At 48.3% G+C, this 18,529-nt stretch carries 12 protein-coding genes, 15 tRNA genes, 3 rRNA genes and 1 pseudogene; 9 read left to right on the top strand and 22 right to left on the bottom strand.

Annotated features, from left to right (window positions below):
• The first annotated feature begins 46 nt into the window (after positions 1–46).
• The 3 genes and pseudogenes from glgP to PaeBR_RS03875 all read left to right on the top strand — a co-directional run.
• Complete coding sequence (gene glgP, locus PaeBR_RS03885; RefSeq protein ID WP_410513577.1) at positions 47–1,663, top strand: alpha-glucan family phosphorylase; 1,617 nt, start codon at positions 47–49, stop codon at positions 1,661–1,663.
• 105 nt (positions 1,664–1,768) lie between these two features.
• Entirely contained in the window at positions 1,769–3,232 is a 1,464-nt protein-coding gene (gene katA / locus PaeBR_RS03880; protein WP_410515067.1) for a catalase KatA, read from the top strand.
• A 102-nt stretch (positions 3,233–3,334) separates the two neighbouring features.
• Positions 3,335–3,621, top strand: a pseudogene (locus PaeBR_RS03875) (dihydrofolate reductase family protein); the annotation flags it as partial.
• A 91-nt stretch (positions 3,622–3,712) separates the two neighbouring features.
• On the opposite strand, the gene PaeBR_RS03870 reads toward PaeBR_RS03875, so the two are convergent.
• From PaeBR_RS03870 to PaeBR_RS03765, 22 genes are all read right to left on the bottom strand, one after another.
• Complete coding sequence (locus PaeBR_RS03870; RefSeq protein WP_410513576.1) at positions 3,713–4,177, bottom strand: DUF1905 domain-containing protein; 465 nt, start codon at positions 4,175–4,177, stop codon at positions 3,713–3,715.
• Positions 4,178–4,354: 177 nt separating this feature from the next.
• A tRNA-Gly gene (locus PaeBR_RS03865) sits at positions 4,355–4,425 on the bottom strand.
• Positions 4,426–4,437: 12 nt separating this feature from the next.
• Positions 4,438–4,511, bottom strand: a tRNA-Pro gene (locus PaeBR_RS03860).
• 27 nt (positions 4,512–4,538) lie between these two features.
• Positions 4,539–4,615: transfer RNA gene (locus tag PaeBR_RS03855), tRNA-Arg, on the bottom strand.
• A 10-nt stretch (positions 4,616–4,625) separates the two neighbouring features.
• Positions 4,626–4,700 (bottom strand) — tRNA-Gly (locus PaeBR_RS03850).
• Positions 4,701–4,706: 6 nt separating this feature from the next.
• Positions 4,707–4,790, bottom strand: a tRNA-Leu gene (locus tag PaeBR_RS03845).
• Positions 4,791–4,810: 20 nt separating this feature from the next.
• A tRNA-Lys gene (locus PaeBR_RS03840) sits at positions 4,811–4,883 on the bottom strand.
• A gap of 31 nt (positions 4,884–4,914) precedes the next feature.
• Positions 4,915–4,989: transfer RNA gene (locus PaeBR_RS03835), tRNA-Gln, on the bottom strand.
• A gap of 130 nt (positions 4,990–5,119) precedes the next feature.
• Positions 5,120–5,197 (bottom strand) — tRNA-Asp (locus tag PaeBR_RS03830).
• A 25-nt stretch (positions 5,198–5,222) separates the two neighbouring features.
• Positions 5,223–5,299, bottom strand: a tRNA-Met gene (locus PaeBR_RS03825).
• A 116-nt stretch (positions 5,300–5,415) separates the two neighbouring features.
• A tRNA-Met gene (locus PaeBR_RS03820) sits at positions 5,416–5,492 on the bottom strand.
• A 90-nt stretch (positions 5,493–5,582) separates the two neighbouring features.
• Positions 5,583–5,658, bottom strand: a tRNA-Val gene (locus tag PaeBR_RS03815).
• A 6-nt stretch (positions 5,659–5,664) separates the two neighbouring features.
• Positions 5,665–5,736, bottom strand: a tRNA-Glu gene (locus PaeBR_RS03810).
• Positions 5,737–5,811: 75 nt separating this feature from the next.
• Positions 5,812–5,901: transfer RNA gene (locus PaeBR_RS03805), tRNA-Ser, on the bottom strand.
• Between the two features lie 4 nt (positions 5,902–5,905).
• Positions 5,906–5,981 (bottom strand) — tRNA-Asn (locus tag PaeBR_RS03800).
• 3 nt (positions 5,982–5,984) lie between these two features.
• Positions 5,985–6,061, bottom strand: a tRNA-Ile gene (locus PaeBR_RS03795).
• 57 nt (positions 6,062–6,118) lie between these two features.
• A 5S ribosomal RNA gene (gene rrf / locus PaeBR_RS03790) occupies positions 6,119–6,235 on the bottom strand.
• A 74-nt stretch (positions 6,236–6,309) separates the two neighbouring features.
• Positions 6,310–9,238 (bottom strand): 23S ribosomal RNA (locus PaeBR_RS03785).
• Between the two features lie 307 nt (positions 9,239–9,545).
• A 16S ribosomal RNA gene (locus PaeBR_RS03780) occupies positions 9,546–11,103 on the bottom strand.
• Together the 16S, 23S and 5S rRNA genes with 15 tRNA genes alongside form the textbook arrangement of a ribosomal RNA operon.
• 366 nt (positions 11,104–11,469) lie before the next feature.
• Positions 11,470–12,681 (bottom strand): Acg family FMN-binding oxidoreductase, encoded by a 1,212-nt coding sequence (locus PaeBR_RS03775; protein ID WP_410513575.1) that lies wholly within the window; start codon positions 12,679–12,681, stop codon positions 11,470–11,472.
• A 2-nt stretch (positions 12,682–12,683) separates the two neighbouring features.
• Positions 12,684–13,346, bottom strand: a complete 663-nt coding sequence (locus PaeBR_RS03770) for a TetR/AcrR family transcriptional regulator (RefSeq protein WP_410513574.1) — start codon at positions 13,344–13,346, stop codon at positions 12,684–12,686.
• A 118-nt stretch (positions 13,347–13,464) separates the two neighbouring features.
• On the bottom strand, positions 13,465–14,157 hold the full coding sequence (locus PaeBR_RS03765; protein ID WP_410513573.1) for a pseudouridine synthase: 693 nt from the start codon (positions 14,155–14,157) through the stop codon (positions 13,465–13,467).
• Between the two features lie 117 nt (positions 14,158–14,274).
• Here PaeBR_RS03765 and PaeBR_RS03760 point away from each other — a divergent pair, with 117 nt between their 5' ends.
• From PaeBR_RS03760 to PaeBR_RS03735, 6 genes are all read left to right on the top strand, one after another.
• A complete protein-coding gene (locus tag PaeBR_RS03760; RefSeq protein ID WP_410513572.1) occupies positions 14,275–14,406 on the top strand; it encodes a DUF4023 domain-containing protein in 132 nt (43 codons plus the stop codon).
• Positions 14,407–14,640: 234 nt separating this feature from the next.
• Positions 14,641–16,578 (top strand): asparagine synthase-related protein, encoded by a 1,938-nt coding sequence (locus PaeBR_RS03755; protein WP_410513571.1) that lies wholly within the window; start codon positions 14,641–14,643, stop codon positions 16,576–16,578.
• A 25-nt stretch (positions 16,579–16,603) separates the two neighbouring features.
• Entirely contained in the window at positions 16,604–16,729 is a 126-nt protein-coding gene (locus PaeBR_RS03750; protein WP_410513570.1) for a paeninodin family lasso peptide, read from the top strand.
• Positions 16,730–16,841: 112 nt separating this feature from the next.
• Positions 16,842–17,768: an aldolase gene (locus PaeBR_RS03745; RefSeq protein ID WP_410513569.1), complete on the top strand. Its 927-nt coding sequence runs from the start codon at positions 16,842–16,844 to the stop codon at positions 17,766–17,768.
• Positions 17,769–17,770: 2 nt separating this feature from the next.
• Complete coding sequence (locus PaeBR_RS03740; protein ID WP_410513568.1) at positions 17,771–18,070, top strand: lasso peptide biosynthesis PqqD family chaperone; 300 nt, start codon at positions 17,771–17,773, stop codon at positions 18,068–18,070.
• Positions 18,067–18,525, top strand: coding sequence for a lasso peptide biosynthesis B2 protein (locus PaeBR_RS03735; protein WP_410513567.1), 459 nt, complete (start codon positions 18,067–18,069; stop codon positions 18,523–18,525). The genes PaeBR_RS03740 and PaeBR_RS03735 overlap by 4 nt, the downstream gene beginning before the upstream one ends.
• Positions 18,526–18,529 lie beyond the last annotated feature (4 nt).

The raw sequence follows: 18,529 nt of genomic DNA, 5'->3' as shown, positions 1-18,529 counted from the left end.
AGTATTTCTGTAATTTAATCTATTCCATGATTAGGAGGCTTATCAAGTGAACGAGAAGAAATTACCGGCAGTGGCTTATTTCAGTATGGAGTATGGGCTTCATTCCGATTTCAAAATGTATGCCGGAGGCTTGGGTATTCTGGCAGGGGACTACATCAAGGGCGCCAAGGACATTAACGCCCCCATTATCCCCATCGGTCTGAAGTGGAAGCAAGGCTACACGGATCAAAAAATTGACGCAAACGGCAATCCATACGACTCCTATCACAACTATGTTTATGATTTCCTTGAAGATACAGGGGTAAAGGTTACGGTAAAAGTCAGAAAAACCGATGTGGTCTGTAAAGTATGGAAAACCGATCACTTCGGCAACAACCCGCTTTATTTACTGGATACAGACATTCCTGAGAATAGCGACGCCTGGATTACCGGACAGCTGTACGGATGGTTCGGCGAGGAACGAATTGCCCAGGAAATTGTGCTTGGAATCGGCGGCGTGAAAGCTATGCGTGCCTTGGACATCCCCATTGACGTATATCACTTCAACGAGGGGCATGCTGCTCTGGCGGCCACTGAACTGATTCGTGAAAAAATGTCCGGGGGCAGTACCTTTGAGGAAGCATGGAAAGCGACACGGGGAGAAGTCGTATTTACCACCCACACCCCGATTAAGGAAGGCAATGAAACCCACCCGCTGGACCGGTTGGAATATATGAGCGCATTTAACGGCCTCTCCCGCGAGCAAATGGAGCGGATCGGGGGGGAGCCGTTCAATATGACCGTAGCCGGACTTCGTCTGTCCCGAATCTCCAACGGTGTTGCCCAGCTGCATGCCGAGACCTCCAATAAAATGTGGAAGGAAGTAGCCGGCAGATCACCAATCATCGGAATTACCAATGCCATTCATACGCCTACCTGGGTAGATGAACGTATCACTCATGCGTTAGAAGAGGACGGCGATCTATGGGCGGCTCATACAGAGATCAAAGGCGAACTAATTCAATTCATTGAGGAGCGTTCGGGCATCTCCTTAAATCCCGATAATCTCCTCATTGGGTTCTCCCGCAGAGCTGCACCCTACAAGCGAAGCGACCTGCTGTTCTCGCAGCCGGAAATTATCGAGCCGTATCTGGAAAGCGGAAAGGTACAGATCGTTTTCTCCGGCAAGGCTCATCCTCTTGATGATAACGGGAAGAAAATCGTTAGCAATCTGGTGTCCATGATGAAGAAATATCCGAAGAGCGTCGTCTTCCTGGAAAATTACGATATGACGATTGGCGCACAGCTGACCCGGGGCTCCGATATTTGGCTGAATAATCCGCGCCGGCCGCTGGAAGCCAGCGGTACCTCCGGCATGAAGGCAGCCATGAACGGTGTACTTAACTGCTCCATACTGGATGGATGGTGGCCGGAAGCCTGCATGGACGGCGAGAATGGCTGGCAGATCGGGGACGGCTTTGAAACCACGGATTTCGGGGAATTGGACCGTCATGACAGTGATGCGCTGTACGATACGCTCCTGAACCGTGTACTGCCAACCTACTACGAGGACCGCGGCAAGTGGGTCGAAATGATGAAAAAGAGTATCGAGACCACCCGCACCGAGTTCGCTACCAAGCGTATGCTTGAAGAATATTACAATAGAATGTATATCAAGGCATAATTAAAAAGTTTTCCCTATCCCATCCGCCCCTTCGGATGGGATTTTTTATACCTAAATATCGCTTATTTAAAATTATTATAAAAAAGGATTGCATATTTTCCGGGAATTGATAAGAGTTCCAATTCTAACAATCTTACAACTAGCTGGGGCGCTCCTGTAGGCGACAACCAAAACTCGATGACAGCCGGTTCCCGGGGCCCGACTTTAATTCAAGATGTCCACCTTCTTGAGAAATTAGCGCACTTTAACAGGGAGCGTGTGCCGGAGCGTGTCGTACATGCCAAAGGTGCCGGAGCCCATGGATATTTTGAGGTTACCAATGATTTGTCCCAATATACAAAAGCAAGCTTTTTATCCGAAGTAGGCAAACGTACGCCGATGTTCATCCGTTTCTCCACCGTTGCCGGTGAGCTGGGTTCTGCCGATACGGTGCGTGACCCGTGCGGCTTTGCCGTAAAGTTCTACACAGAAGAAGGAAATTATGATCTAGTCGGGAATAACACACCTGTCTTTTTCATCCGTGATGCCATTAAATTTCCTGACTTTATCCATACACAGAAACGCCATCCGCAGACACACCTGAAAAACCCCAATGCCGTGTGGGATTTCTGGTCATTATCTCCTGAATCTCTGCACCAGGTAAGCATTCTGATGTCGGATCGCGGAATTCCGGCTACACTCCGACATATGCACGGCTTCGGAAGCCACACGTTCAAATGGGTAAATGCGGAGGGTGCCGCTGTCTGGGTGAAATATCATTTCAAAACGGAACAGGGCGTTCAGAATATGGACGTGAATCTTGCAGCCAAAATAGCCGGTGAGAACCCGGATTATCATACAGAGGATTTGTTCAACGCGATTGACAAAGGAGACTTCCCGGCTTGGAGATTGCATGTGCAAATTATGCCGATCGAGGACGCGAACACCTACCGTTTCGACCCATTCGATGTTACAAAGGTGTGGTCACAGAATGATTATCCGTTGATTGAAGTTGGACGCATGGTGCTCGACCGTAATCCTGAGAACTATTTTGCCGAGGTTGAGCAGGCTACCTTCTCCCCCGGTTCGTTCGTGCCCGGAATTGAGGCTTCTCCGGATAAAATGCTGCAGGGCCGCTTGTTTGCCTACTCCGATGCACACCGCTACCGTGTGGGTGCCAATCATAACAATCTGCCGATTAACCGTCCGAAAGCGGACGTGAACAACTATCAGCGTGACGGTGCCATGACCAGCGGTACCAATGGAGGCAGTTCTGTCTACTACGAGCCTAACAGCTACGGCGGTCCGAAAGAGTCTCCGCAACATAAACCTGTTCCTTTCGAGGTATCCGGCCTCGCGGAGAGTGTTGCCTATGACCATAATGATCATTACACACAGCCCGGAGATTTATACCGGCTGCTGAGCGAAGAGGAACGTACCCGTCTCGTGCAAAATATCGTTGGTGCCATGGCTCCAGTCGAGCGGGACGAAATCAAAATCCGCCAAATCGGGCATTTCTACAAAGCCGATCCGGAATTCGGCCAGCGCATCGCCGCAGGGTTGGGTCTGCCTTTGCCGCAGGGCGTTTAAGACAACAGAAGTACTATGTGACTTGTTGAAGCCTCAGACCTCGGGTCTGAGGCTTTTTTTGACCCCATAAGCATTTACGGTTGTGATTAAATAAACACGAATAGAGCCCAGTGGAATGCCAATTTGATTAAAGACAACATCGCCGAAGAAGTATCCAGACTGAAGCAGCAGCCCGGTGGTAACCTTTGATTTACGGCAGCGGCGAGCTTGTACACACGCTAATGCAGCACGGCCTCATCGATGAATACAACCTCATCCTCCATCCTGTTGTGCTGGGGAGCGGTAAACGTCTCTTCAGAGAAGGCGATAAGGCCGCTCTTGCACTTGTTGAAACCAAGACGACCCCATCGGGAGTCATTATACTTACCTACCAGCCTGAGAAAAAATAATCCTGACGTAGAGATAGTACCTATTTTGAACACAAAAAAGCAGTCTAAACATTGAGCATGTTAAAACTGCTTTTTTTATTCAGAGATATCATTATTTCAGCTTTATTCCGTCAGCCAGCTTTTCAACTGATTTTTGGATGCGGCTTTGTCTTGTTTCCGGTCTCTTAGATCCTTCAATCCAATCGACATATGCTTTTTTATGGGAATAAGCCATGTTGTTGTAGTTCGCTTCAGCCTTCTCATTCGTATTCAATACAGCGAGGAAATCATCGGAAGCCTCCACTTCGCGCTTCTCGTGATCCTGTTCCATCGTAACCTTAACCTTATCTCCATTAGTGGCTCGGGCCAGATCTCTAAGTGCTTTGTTCACTACCATATAATGCTTCCCATCCCCGTGCGGCATAAGCGTTCCTTTATAGGGGATGCCATTAACCGTCCCTTTAACTTGAACCCGAGCTCTTGAGCCGAATGATTTCTCAACATCAAAAGGCACGGTCAGGTACGTCCAGCTTCCGCTTATGTCCGGTTTTACTAACTTGGCTTCGAATTCGTGCATATGGATCTCCTTTCTACTGTAATTGACAGTCAGAGGTTGAATTCCATTTTATCGCAAAGATAAGCTCTACACAAAAAAACACCTGCCTCCACCAGCAAGTGTACTGTTCATCACGGATTTCTCTCACTAATGAAAAGGAGCCGCGATAATTCGCAGCTCTCTGTCTAAGTTAAGGTAAGCGGGTGATGGGAATCGAACCCACGCTATTAGCTTGGAAGGCTAAAGTTCTACCATTGAACTACACCCGCAAATATGTAAAATCGGGACGACACGATTTGAACATGCGACCCCCTGGTCCCAAACCAGGTGCTCTACCAAGCTGAGCTACGTCCCGACAGTATAAAGTTGTTGAAAATATAAATGGCGCGCCCTGAGAGATTCGAACTCCCGACCTTTTGATTCGTAGTCAAACGCTCTATCCAGCTGAGCTAAGGGCGCAAAATTGATATGGAGCGGACGACGGGAATCGAACCCGCGACCCTCGCCTTGGCAAGGCGATGCTCTACCGCTGAGCCACGTCCGCAAAATATGGTGCGCGTGAAGGGACTTGAACCCCCACGTCGTGAAACGCCAGATCCTAAGTCTGGTGCGTCTGCCATTCCGCCACACGCGCATGTTACTAATAAATAAAAGTGAGCCATGAAGGACTCGAACCTTCGACACCCTGATTAAAAGTCAGGTGCTCTACCAACTGAGCTAATGGCTCTCATTGCTAAACTTCACTTTTCGGGGTGAAATGGCTGGGGATATAGGATTTGAACCTATGCATGACGGAGTCAAAGTCCGTTGCCTTACCGCTTGGCTAATCCCCAACAATAATTAACTAAATGGCGGAACCGACGGGATACTCTTCACTTCGTTACGAGATTGCGAAGTCTCCCTACCGAAGCTCATGCTTCAACGAACCCAACTTTTGGATTCTCATCCCTGAAGATAAATAGATGGCGGAACCGACGGGATTCGAACCCGCGATCTCCTGCGTGACAGGCAGGCATGTTAGGCCAACTACACCACGGTTCCAAAGACATAATGCATAAGTGTAAATTGGTTGCGGGGGCAGGATTTGAACCTGCGGCCTTCGGGTTATGAGCCCGACGAGCTACCGGGCTGCTCCACCCCGCGTCAGTAATAAGTATGCCGGATACCGATGGGCTTAAGCCCTGATCCTTTGATGACAAGCAAATGTGTTAAATCCACTATACCACATTATCCAAAGAAAATATTACATAAGGATAAATTGGTTGCGGGGGCAGGATTTGAACCTGCGGCCTTCGGGTTATGAGCCCGACGAGCTACCGGGCTGCTCCACCCCGCGTCAGAAAAAGTATTATTATCCCTGTGGGGCCCCCGAAAAGTACTCGGAACCCGCTGCGAAGCATTTGCTTCACTTTTTGGGGATTTTTTATGGTGGAGGCTGAGGGGATCGAACCCCCGACCCTCTGCTTGTAAGGCAGATGCTCTCCCAGCTGAGCTAAGCCTCCATGATATGACCCGTATGGGATTCGAACCCATGTTACCTCCGTGAAAGGGAGGTGTCTTAACCCCTTGACCAACGGGCCAAACTGTTATCTTTATGAAGCTCATGCTCCAACGAACCACTGAGGGTTCTCATCCCTTACGGGAAGTAACTGCAACGGAGAGAGAGGGATTCGAACCCTCGAGACGCTTGTGGCGCCTACACGATTTCCAATCGTGCTCCTTCGGCCAAACTCGGACACCTCTCCATAATGGCTCCCCGAACAGGACTCGAACCTGTGACAACTCGATTAACAGTCGAGTGCTCTACCAACTGAGCTATCAGGGAATATGGTGGGCCCTAGTGGACTCGAACCACCGACCTCACCCTTATCAGGGGTGCGCTCTAACCAGCTGAGCTAAGGGCCCTACTATCGTATGTAAATGTTATGAGCAAAAAAAATACCACAGTTACTGTGGTGATCCGCTTGGCAACGTCCTACTCTCCCAGGACCCTTCGGTCCAAGTACCATCGGCGCTGGAGGTCTTAACGGTCGTGTTCGGGATGGGTACGCGTGGAACCCCTCCGCTATCGCCACCAAACGGCATTTACAGCGTAAATGTTCAGGCTTGAGTCGCCTGAAAACTGAATCCGAAACGAATCTGCGTGATAGATATTGGATAAGCCCTCGACCGATTAGTATTGGTCAGCTCCATGCATTGCTGCACTTCCACCTCCAACCTATCTACCTCGTCGTCTTCAAGGGGTCTTACGTATTGGGAAATCTCATCTTGAGGGGGGCTTCACGCTTAGATGCTTTCAGCGCTTATCCCGTCCGTACGTAGCTACTCAGCCATGCTCCTGGCGGAACAACTGATGCACCAGCGGTACGTCCATCCCGGTCCTCTCGTACTAAGGACAGCTCCTCTCAAATTTCCTGCGCCCACGACAGATAGGGACCGAACTGTCTCACGACGTTCTGAACCCAGCTCGCGTACCGCTTTAATGGGCGAACAGCCCAACCCTTGGGACCTACTTCAGCCCCAGGATGCGATGAGCCGACATCGAGGTGCCAAACCTCCCCGTCGATGTGGACTCTTGGGGGAGATAAGCCTGTTATCCCCAGGGTAGCTTTTATCCGTTGAGCGATGGCCCTTCCATGCGGTACCACCGGATCACTAAGTCCGACTTTCGTCCCTGCTCGACTTGTAGGTCTCGCAGTCAAGCTCCCTTATGCCTTTGCACTCTTCGAATGATTTCCAACCATTCTGAGGGAACCTTGGAACGCCTCCGTTACTCTTTAGGAGGCGACCGCCCCAGTCAAACTGCCCGCCTGACACGGTCCCCGTACCCGATTAGGGTACCAGGTTAGAACCTAGATACGATCAGGGTGGTATCCCAACGTCGCCTCTGCAGAAGCTTGCGCTCCTGCTTCCCTGGCTCCCACCTATCCTGTACAGATCGTACCCAAATTCAATATCAAGCTGCAGTAAAGCTCCATGGGGTCTTTCCGTCTTGTCGCGGGTAACCTGCATCTTCACAGGTATTAAAATTTCACCGGATCTCTCGTTGAGACAGCGCCCAAGTCGTTACGCCATTCGTGCGGGTCAGAATTTACCTGACAAGGAATTTCGCTACCTTAGGACCGTTATAGTTACGGCCGCCGTTTACTGGGGCTTCGGTTCACAGCTTCGGATTGCTCCTAACCGCTCCCCTTAACCTTCCAGCACCGGGCAGGCGTCAGCCCGTATACTTCGCCTTGCGGCTTCGCACAGACCTGTGTTTTTGCTAAACAGTCGCTTGGGCCTTTTCACTGCGGCCCCCTCGTGCTATTCACACTACCGGGGCACCCCTTCTCCCGAAGTTACGGGGTCATTTTGCCGAGTTCCTTAACGAGAGTTCTTCCGCGCGCCTTAGAATTCTCTTCTCGCCTACCTGTGTCGGTTTGCGGTACGGGCACCTTCTCCTGGCTAGAGGCTTTTCTTGGCAGTGTGAGATCATGACCTTCGCTACTGTAATTTTCGCTCCCCATCACAGCCCAGCCTTATCGATGTGCGGATTTGCCTGCACATCAACCTCACTGCTTAGACGGACATCCATCAGTCCGCGTCACTACCCTCCTGCGTCACCCCATCGCTCATAGCGGATTACGGTGGTACAGTAATTTCAAACTGTTGTCCTTCGACTACGCCTTTCGGCCTCGCCTTAGGTCCCGACTTACCCTGAGCGGACGAGCCTTCCTCAGGAAACCTTGGGCTTTCGGCGGATCAGATTCTCACTGATCTTTTCGTTACTCATACCGGCATTCTCACTTGTGTACTCTCCAGCGCTCCTTACGGTACACCTTCAACGTATACACAACGCTCCCCTACCCCTGATACATACGTATCAAGCCATAGCTTCGGTGGTGTGTTTAGCCCCGTTACATTTTCGGCGCAGAGTCACTCGACCAGTGAGCTATTACGCACTCTTTCAATGGTGGCTGCTTCTAAGCCAACATCCTGGTTGTCTGTGCAACTCCACATCCTTTCCCACTTAACACACACTTGGGGACCTTAGCTGATGGTCTGGGCTGTTTCCCTTTTGACAATGGATCTTAGCACTCACTGTCTGACTCCCGGCAATAAGTAGATGGCATTCGGAGTTTGACTGATCTTGGTAACCCTTGCGGGCCCCGCAACCAATCAGTGCTCTACCTCCATTACTCTTGTGCCGAGGCTAGCCCTAAAGCTATTTCGGGGAGAACCAGCTATCTCCGAGTTCGATTGGAATTTCTCCGCTACCCCCACCTCATCCCCGCATTTTTCAACATGCGTGGGTTCGGGCCTCCAGTGCGTGTTACCGCACCTTCACCCTGGACAGGGGTAGATCACACGGTTTCGGGTCTACGTCCACATACTATATCGCCCTATTCAGACTCGCTTTCGCTGCGGCTCCGGCTTCTCACCTTAACCTTGCATGTTAAACGTAACTCGCCGGTTCATTCTACAAAAGGCACGCCATCATCCATAGATCGGACTCTGACTTTTTGTAAGCACACGGTTTCAGGTTCTATTTCACTCCCCTTCCGGGGTGCTTTTCACCTTTCCCTCACGGTACTGTTTCACTATCGGTCGCCAGGTAGTATTTAGCCTTAGCAGATGGTCCTGCTGGATTCATACGGGGTTTCACGTGCCCCGCACTACTCGGGATCCGTCTCGGAGAGAACATGGTTTAGGATACAGGGCTATTACCTCTATCGCGGGCCTTTCCAGACCTCTTCGCCTACCAAATTCCTTTGTAACTCCATGTGAGACGTCCCACAACCCCCAGGCGATAAATCGCCCAAGTTTAGGCTGTTCCGCGTTCGCTCGCCGCTACTGACGGAATCACTATTGTTTTCTCTTCCTCAGGGTACTTAGATGTTTCAGTTCCCCTGGTCTGCCTCTACATCTCCTATGTGTTCAGAGATGAGTAACTGCGAATTACCACAGCTGGGTTTCCCCATTCGGACACCCCCGGATCAAAGCTTGCTTACAGCTCCCCGAGGCAGTTTCGTTGTTCGCCACGTCCTTCGTCGGCTCCTGGCGCCTAGGCATCCTCCGTGTGCTCTTATTAGCTTAACCTCGATTTTTTCCGTAGGAAAAATATCGGACATTGATTCTCTTCCGAAGAAGAAAGTCAATCTTCGACACTCCATTAAGAAGCAATCGTATCAACTAATAACTTTCACTTGTTTGCACAAGTGTGCTAAAAGATGTTCTAAAACGCAAATTCGTTTCGGTATCCAGTTTTCAAGGATCAAGTTTCTTGCATTTGAGAGCTTAAACTCTCAAAACTGAACAACGAGTGAGTGTTCGAACCTAAAGGTTCTTATAGAAGCTTACGCTTCCAGATTTGAATGTCACCATCGCAGGTGACGATTCTCCATAGAAAGGAGGTGATCCAGCCGCACCTTCCGATACGGCTACCTTGTTACGACTTCACCCCAATCATCTACCCCACCTTCGGCGGCTGGCTCCCTTGCGGGTTACCCCACCGACTTCGGGTGTTGTAAACTCTCGTGGTGTGACGGGCGGTGTGTACAAGACCCGGGAACGTATTCACCGCGGCATGCTGATCCGCGATTACTAGCAATTCCGACTTCATGCAGGCGAGTTGCAGCCTGCAATCCGAACTGAGACCGGCTTTGCTGGGATTGGCTCCACCTCGCGGTTTCGCTTCCCGTTGTACCGGCCATTGTAGTACGTGTGTAGCCCAGGTCATAAGGGGCATGATGATTTGACGTCATCCCCACCTTCCTCCGGTTTGTCACCGGCAGTCACTCTAGAGTGCCCAGCCTTACCTGCTGGCAACTAAAGTTAAGGGTTGCGCTCGTTGCGGGACTTAACCCAACATCTCACGACACGAGCTGACGACAACCATGCACCACCTGTCTTGGGTGCTCCGAAGAGGGACACTATCTCTAGTGTTTTCACCCAGATGTCAAGACCTGGTAAGGTTCTTCGCGTTGCTTCGAATTAAACCACATACTCCACTGCTTGTGCGGGTCCCCGTCAATTCCTTTGAGTTTCAGTCTTGCGACCGTACTCCCCAGGCGGAGTGCTTACTGTGTTAACTTCGGCACCAAGGGTATCGAAACCCCTAACACCTAGCACTCATCGTTTACGGCGTGGACTACCAGGGTATCTAATCCTGTTTGCTCCCCACGCTTTCGCGCCTCAGCGTCAGTTACAGCCCAGAAAGTCGCCTTCGCCACTGGTGTTCCTCCACATATCTACGCATTTCACCGCTACACGTGGAATTCCACTTTCCTCTTCTGTACTCAAGCCACCCAGTTTCCAGTGCGACCTCAGGTTGAGCCCAAGGTTTAAACACCAGACTTAAATAGCCGCCTGCGCGCGCTTTACGCCCAATAATTCCGGACAACGCTTGCCCCCTACGTATTACCGCGGCTGCTGGCACGTAGTTAGCCGGGGCTTTCTTCTCAGGTACCGTCACTCTCATAGCAGTTACTCTATGAGACGTTCTTCCCTGGCAACAGAGCTTTACGATCCGAAAACCTTCATCACTCACGCGGCATTGCTCCGTCAGGCTTTCGCCCATTGCGGAAGATTCCCTACTGCTGCCTCCCGTAGGAGTCTGGGCCGTGTCTCAGTCCCAGTGTGGCCGTTCACCCTCTCAGGTCGGCTACGCATCGTCGCCTTGGTGAGCCGTTACCTCACCAACTAGCTAATGCGCCGCAGGCCCATCCCTCAGTGACAGATTGCTCCGTCTTTCATTCTCTCTTCAGGAGAACAAAGAAATTATCCGGTATTAGCTACCGTTTCCGGTAGTTATCCCAGGCTAAGGGGCAGGTTGCCTACGTGTTACTCACCCGTCCGCCGCTAAACATCGGCTTTCCCGAAGGAAAGCTTTTGCTCCGCTCGACTTGCATGTATTAGGCATGCCGCCAGCGTTCGTCCTGAGCCAGGATCAAACTCTCCAATTAGTTTTTTCCGAGCGCCTACTCCCCCGAATCACTCCGAGAAAATAAACATCCGAAAAGATATTGAAAAGAGCGATAGCTCATTTTGAAACATCTGACGAGAATTTACATTCTCATTTTTTTGGATTTCACTTTCGTAAAATCCCACTCACTCGTTGTTCAGTTTTCAAAGATCAAGTTCTCGTTGTCGGTCATTAACGCCTCACCAGCAACTCTTATAATATATCATATCCAACCGTGTAATGCAAGCTCTTTTTTATAATTTCTTTTCGAGCTCGGCATCAACATTTCTTGGCCGGAATAAGAATATACCATGTGTGAATATCTATTGCAAGCTTTTTTTAAAAATAACTTTCGGCTTCTTATCTTCTACTTCTCGGCTCCCTCTGATGCATCAATTAAATCCATAACATCCCGTCTCATGCTTTGCGGGAATTCCCTGGTAGGTTTACCTAATCGAAAAAACATCTGAATGGTGCTGCCTCCGTCGGCATATTCCCTATGTATCATTGTGTATTGTTCTTTCATCTCCGGATATTCTTCCAGCACTTGGCTTGGCGGCTGAATTACAAATCCTAATTGGTGAGCAGTCAAAACCAGTCTGCTGTAAAGCATTCCACTCTTAACCTGCTCTATCCGGCTATTATCCTTCGTAATAATCATGGCATATGCAGGTGTATGGTCTATGGCTGTTTGAGTGGATTTCACAAATATATCCGCCGAGGTCTTCTCGCTGTTAATTGAAGGAAAGATTGTAATCAGTCCCTGCATGATGTGTTTCATTACCCCGGAGGTACCTTGCCCTTCAAGAGAAAAACCGGAACGGTATTTATTTTTTTGATATTCATTGGCACGAAAGATGGCAGCCGATTCTTCGTTGATCCGATGAACACCCGATTCAATTATTGCTCCTTGTATTGCGTAATTCCCTAACTTCTCCATATTCTTTTTATCCTGATATATCTTCATTGTAATATCTTTGTCGGTATTAATGCTTTCCAATTGATTTAACTGTTCCGCAGTGAGTGGGGTCTTCTGGTATGCTGCCCTGTTTGTGTCCGGCAAATACATAGAACTATAAAGCGGACTTTTTACAGGCTCAGCACTAATTAAAGTTACTTTTGCCACCGGCTTTGAATCCATACTCTCCGTCAGATTTTGTTCATCATAATTACCGTCCGGGAATAGTTCTATTGCGGTCTTATACCCCAGTTCTACTCCGGCCACCTGAACGTATTCCAGAAAAGTGCCTTGAGAAATCATCGTTTGTCTGGCAAAAGGGTCTACCTGCTTGGATAAGCGATCGCTATCGGCATATAAAAAGAAGACCATGGTTTCTTTCGGATCAAGCCTGATCTTCCATGGCTGCATATTGTGGCCATTCGCGGCCAATAACCCATGGGCTGCCAGACGTATCCTGGGATCCTCAAATTGCTGCGAATACGTTCTCTGCCAGGGTTCCAGATATTCGGAGGTTCTCATTATTCCGCTTGAGCTAAATAAAGCAACCAGAACCACAATTAACAACACTGCAAGGCCGGAGAGCGTCAGCAACATGGTCTTTTTTATCCCCTTCTTCATTGTTATATCCCCTCTTTCTCCCTTTTGATGGATTTAATTAAAAGCTCAAACGCTTCAAATACTAATTGATCCGGGTTCCTATCATGGTAGTTTTTTATATATTCAGCTTTTTTCTTAGTTGTAGTGAATACGCCAATGATACATGCCCACAGAATAAGTGTTGTATTTACCACATCCAGCTCACGACGAATAACGCCTTCTTCAATTCCCTCATTCAACGCGCTTGATAAGAACAGCGATAACTCCTCTCCCAGGGCATAGCACTCTTCGCGGGCTTTATCGGGAATCCCGTTTTTAAAATCCATTTCACCATTTTCGTACTCCACTATAGCCGTAAAATATTCAGGATAATCCTTACTAAATCTATAAATGATTGTGCCGATTTGTTTGATTTTGTCTAACGCATGCTGCTGGTTCTCGTTTTTAAGTTCAGCCTCCAGCATTCCAATTAATAATTTGTAGCCCCGCACCATGATTTCAAAATAGATTTGCTCCTTGCTATTGAAATAAACATACACAGTCCTTTTGCTGAACTCGGCTTCCTTTGCCACATTATCCATAGTAGAGACCGCATACCCGTCCCTGAAAAATACTCTTTCGGCTGCTTCAAGGATGTCATTTCTGCGGATTTCCTTTTCCTTCGCCTTACGTTCATTAATTCCCACCCCATTCGCCCTCCTCTACGAAAAAATTGCACTGTCATGTTGTTTTGTATACTAACAGTTTACTTTAATCATCGTATTGCTAATATCGCACATCGTCAATACTTTTCTTCTATAATTACTATTGATTTAACCGGGTGAGGAGTATCTGCAATTCTTCACTGGTGAGATCCCGCCATTCTCCTTTTTCTAAGCCGCTAATTGAAATATTCATTATTCGAATACGCTCAAGCCTCATCACTCTATACCCCAGAGCCTTGCACATTCTGCGTATTTGGAGATTTAGCCCTTGGGTCAGGATAATCCGGAACTCATAATCATTTAGACGGAGAACTTTGCACGGTTTTGTTGTCACTCCAAGAATATCTACGCCACTGGACATTTTTTGAATGAATTCTTGCGTCACCGGTTTGTCTACTGTTACCCAATACTCCTTCTCATGGCCGTTTTCCGAACGCATCATTTTATTTACGATATCCCCATTATTGGTTAATAAAATCAGCCCCTCCGAGTCTTTGTCCAATCTTCCAATAGCGAAAATACGGGAAGGGTAGTTCATAAAATCAATGATGTTGCCTGCAACATGCCTTGCCGCCGTACAAACAACGCCCTTTGGTTTATTTAAGGCGATATACACGTCTTCTCCTTTGCTTCCAATGACGCGGCCATCAATAAGAACAACATCATCAGGCGCTACATCCGTCCCTGGGATGCAGACAACACCATTGACCGTAATTCTTCCAGCTTCAATTAAACGGTCTGTTTCCCTCCTGGAGCAGAAGCCTGTTTCACTTATATATTTATTGATTCTCATAATGAGCCTACTTTCCTGAAGGGATGGGGTTATACATCCGGTATAGGATAACACACATGATTTTGCGGAGAAATGGTTAAAGTAACAACTAGACTATATACCTGAGGAGGATAAAAAATGGATAATACCCATGAGTTTGTAGAGAAATTGCATGATACCCAGAAGAAAGCCGAAAAAAACAAACAGCATCAGGGTAAGGGTACCCCAAATGAAAAGCTGCCCACTAAGCAGCATGGTACTAATAAATAGCACTCCAGACACTATTGTCGGAGGAATGAGCCATAGTTCATATGGAAACCAACAGCCCGCCTATCCAAAAAGGATAAGCGGGCTTTATTTTTGTTGACAAGGATTTGAAAGGAGTGTACCTTATATTTATAATTATGTTCTTTATTAAGAACATAAAATTGTGATAACTTTCTTTAGGAAGAACAAGACTTATACTACTATCCTATGCCGTTTGAATAATTATGGAGGGCTTTAATGAGCGCAATTACCGGAATAATTCATCTACAGCACGATAGCATTGATGCAACGTGGGGCTTCAATATGATGAGCGCATTACAGCGCTATCCTGCCGATTGTATTCATACCTGGCATAACAGGGAAGTTTTTCTCGGTTGCCATGCGCAGTGGATAACCCCGGAATCCATCCAAGAAGTACTACCCTTTATTGATCGTGAACGCGGACTATGCATTACAGCAGACGCCATCATAGATAACCGAACAGAGCTTTTCGATACCCTCGGAGTCATTAAGGCAGACCGTGCTTCCATGCCAGACAGCCTGCTTATCCTGCTTGCATATGAGAAATGGGGACATGAAGCCCCCGGGCATTTGGTTGGCGATTTCGCCTTTATGATCTGGGATGAGAAGAAGCGCTCCTTATTCGGGGCAAGAGATTTCTCTGGCAGCCGGACGCTTTATTTTACCCGCACCAGTCACTTGTTCTCTTTTTGTACCGTCATACACCCCTTGTTTTCCCTGCCGGGAGTGCACAAGGAACTGAATGAACAATGGGCATCCGAATTTTTGACTATTCCCATCTCAACCGATGCTGTCGATTCTTTCTCTACCATTTATAAAGGAATTGAACAGTTGGCTCCCTCCCATTCGATATCAATATCAGACGGGCGTGTGAGCTTCTCCAGATATTGCAGATTATATCCGCAGCCCAGGCTTCGGCTCAAATCGAATGGCGAGTATGAGGAGGCCTTCCGGGAAGTGTTCGGAAGAGCGGTCTCTGACCGGTTAAGAACTCACCATGAGGTGGGAGCCCATCTGAGCGGCGGTCTTGATTCCGGCTCCGTGGTCAGCTTTGCGGCTGGATCGCTTCGCCCTTTGAACAAGCCGTTACATACGTTCAGCTCTTATCCGGTGGATGACTTCATCGATTTCAATTTACCACGCCGCTTCGCGGATGAAAGGCCTTATATCCAATCAACGATTTATCATGTGGGGAATATCGTGCCCAGCTTCCTGAATTTCCCGGAGATGAGTCCCTATACGGAAATCGATGATTGGCTGGATACTCTGGAAATGCCGTATAAATTCTTCGAGAATTCCTTCTGGCTAAAGGGGATTTATAAGAAAGCCCAAGACAAGGGCGTCGGTGTTCTACTCAGTGGTCAAAGAGGCAACTTCACAATTTCCTGGGGACCAGCTCTGGATTATCAAGCCAGGCTTATCAAACAATTCAGGTGGATCCGCTTTTTCTGGGAGAATAGGCGCTATTATCAAACCACAAGCGCTAACAGGAAGCAGGTTCGCCAAATTGTCGGAAAAAAGGTCTTTCCTCCCTTGGCACGTTGTATTGCTTCAAATGAAGAGGAACCGTTTCCAACGCTCATCAATCCACAGTTCGCCAAGGAAACGGATGTTCATGAACGGCTGCGGGAATCCGGTATTGAGAATTGGGGCTCCGGGCTAAGCGCTTATGACGTCAGGAAGGATCACTTCAATCAATTGTACTTCTGGAACATTAATGGAACGATAAGCACCAAGCTTTCGCTGAAATACCGGATTTGGGACCGAGACCCGACGAATGATTTACGTGTTATTCGCTTCTGTTTATCCGTACCGGAGAGCCAATATGTGCAAGAAGGCGTGGACCGCTCCCTGCTCCGGAGAGCAATGGCGGGATTGTTGCCTGACAAAGTCCGTGTAAATCGCAAAACCCGCGGTGTTCAAGGAGCTGACGGCGTTCACCGGATGCTTCCGGCCTGGAGCGATTTCATTCATGAATTGCAGGCCATGATTAAAGACCCGCATACTGCTCCCTATCTGAACAAAACGGTGCTGGCTGAATGCCTGAACAGAATCAGGACGAATCCAAATCCCGAAATCGTTTATGGGTATGACTTTCGCGTACTCATGCGCGGATTAATCTTCTACCGATTTATGCAAAGTATGCCTCAATAAGACGGCTTGAAAGGAGGTGATATTAATGAAAAAAGAATACAGCAAACCTTCTTTGGAAGTACTTAACGTAAACATGACCATGTTAGGACCAGGTAAAGCAAAGCCTGACGCTATTCAGCCAGACCCGGACGAACCAGTCAACTACTCCTAGGATTGCGCTATGAGCGAGCCCCCGCCCTTATAACCTTATCCTGATAAGGGTATAAGGGCTATCTTTTAAACAACGCTGAATAGGCGAATATCGACACTATGGAGTGAGGCTCATGACAAATACGACTCAACATCTCGCATACAAGGCTTTCGGTCTGCAGATAGACAGTGAATTTCCTTTACCGGAACTGCCCTATACAGACCGGCCTGGCATTCTCGGAGCCATAAGAGTGACCAAGGAAGACCTGTCAGTGCGTTGGCAGGACATCCCGAAGCTAAGTTCAGACTTGGGTGTATCTGATAACGAGGTTATGTTCCAAGTTTCCGATGTCGCCATCTTCTGCATACGGGACGGCAGCTCCATCATCGTGTCCCCCTTTGCCGCTACCGATGAAGACTGCATCCGGCTTTATATTCTGGGAAGCTGCATGGGCATCCTCCTGATGCAAAGAAATATTATTCCGCTTCATGGAAGCGCAATTATGCTGCACGATAAAGCCTATGCTTTATTAGGCCAATCGGGCGCTGGTAAATCAACACTTGCCTCCTACCTCATGGATCAAGGCTATCGCCTGATCAGTGACGATGTTATTCCGATCAAACTAACGGATGGCGGACCTTTGGCCATACCCGGCTATCCACAGCAAAAGTTATGGGAACATAGCCTGCAGCAATTAGGGCTTCAATCATCCAATTACCGTCCTCTTATTAGAAGAGAAACTAAATTCGCCGTGCCTGTGCATAATCAATTCCATACAGAGCCTTTACCGCTGGCAGGTGTATTTGAACTCGCTGTTAAATCAGAAGGTTCAGTAACAATTGCGCCGATCCAGGGAATGGAACGGTTTCATACGTTATTTCATCATACTTACCAAAAGCGAATGATTGACCGGATGGGTCTCAGACAATGGCACTTCAGCACGCTGGCCCAGTTCGTAAACCAGCTTCCAATGTACCGGTTAAGCCGGCCGGCGGAAGGCTTCAGCGCTCCCGCACAAACATCACTCATATTAGAAACGATTACCGAAGGAGAAGATTAACGATGAGTAAAGTGAGCACATTATCCGTCAATGACGTCCTCGTTCAATGCGAAGGAAATATAGTAAGCGATATGGACGGCGAAAAGGTCATGCTAAACGTTCAAAGAGGAAAATATTACAATCTTGGTGAGGTTGGCGGAGACATCTGGAATACGCTGGGCACTCCTTCATCCATTAAGGAGATTATCAACACGATTCAAACGGCCTATGAAGTCGAAGCCGACATTTGCGAGCAGGACATCATTACTTTCCTGCAGCATCTTATGGATGAAGAACTGATTCGCTTATCAAATGCAGGATGAGGGCGATTAGAAGAATCCGGTTGTTGTTAACCTTCGATAAAACTACGGTTCTTTTGTTCGCTGAAGCCTTTCTTATGTTAGGCTGGGCACGCATTATGATGCTCTTCAAATTTGCTAAAATAGCTCCCACGCTGGGACTGAAATCCCGGGAAACTGCAGAAGATTACCGAAAGGACGATATCCGTCCAATTAAAAATATCACTAGTGCCATTCATGTAGTCAGCAGGTATACGCCTTGGGATAGCAAGTGTCTGGTAAGAGCCATAGCCGGAATGAAAATGCTGGAGAGGCGGCGCATCAACAGCACGCTTTATTTAGGCACTGCCAAGGATGAGAACGGTAGAATGATCGCCCACGCCTGGCTACGCAGCGGCCCTTTTTATATTTCCGGAGCGGATGTTATGAACCGCTTTGTCATCGTGGAGAAGTTTGCCAAAGAGGTTTTAACAGACTAATCGG

It is taken from the genome of Paenibacillus sp. BR2-3, from assembly GCF_046529485.1.
GTDB lineage: Bacteria > Bacillota > Bacilli > Paenibacillales > Paenibacillaceae > Paenibacillus_AQ.
Note: the sequence above shows the minus strand (reverse complement) of the source record. Positions and strands in the feature narration are given on the sequence as shown.

Excerpts from the sequence above, each read along its gene's own strand:
- PaeBR_RS03765 (WP_410513573.1), bottom strand. The coding sequence starts at position 14,157 with ATGAGAATCAATAAATATATAAGTGAAACAGGCTTCTGCTCCAGGAGG.
- PaeBR_RS03870 (WP_410513576.1), bottom strand. The coding sequence starts at position 4,177 with ATGCACGAATTCGAAGCCAAGTTAGTAAAACCGGACATAAGCGGAAGC.
- PaeBR_RS03760 (WP_410513572.1), top strand. The coding sequence starts at position 14,275 with ATGGATAATACCCATGAGTTTGTAGAGAAATTGCATGATACCCAGAAG.
- PaeBR_RS03775 (WP_410513575.1), bottom strand. The coding sequence starts at position 12,681 with ATGAAGAAGGGGATAAAAAAGACCATGTTGCTGACGCTCTCCGGCCTT.
- PaeBR_RS03735 (WP_410513567.1), top strand. The coding sequence starts at position 18,067 with ATGAGGGCGATTAGAAGAATCCGGTTGTTGTTAACCTTCGATAAAACT.
- PaeBR_RS03750 (WP_410513570.1), top strand. The coding sequence starts at position 16,604 with ATGAAAAAAGAATACAGCAAACCTTCTTTGGAAGTACTTAACGTAAAC.
- PaeBR_RS03740 (WP_410513568.1), top strand. The coding sequence starts at position 17,771 with ATGAGTAAAGTGAGCACATTATCCGTCAATGACGTCCTCGTTCAATGC.
- PaeBR_RS03755 (WP_410513571.1), top strand. The coding sequence starts at position 14,641 with ATGAGCGCAATTACCGGAATAATTCATCTACAGCACGATAGCATTGAT.
- PaeBR_RS03745 (WP_410513569.1), top strand. The coding sequence starts at position 16,842 with ATGACAAATACGACTCAACATCTCGCATACAAGGCTTTCGGTCTGCAG.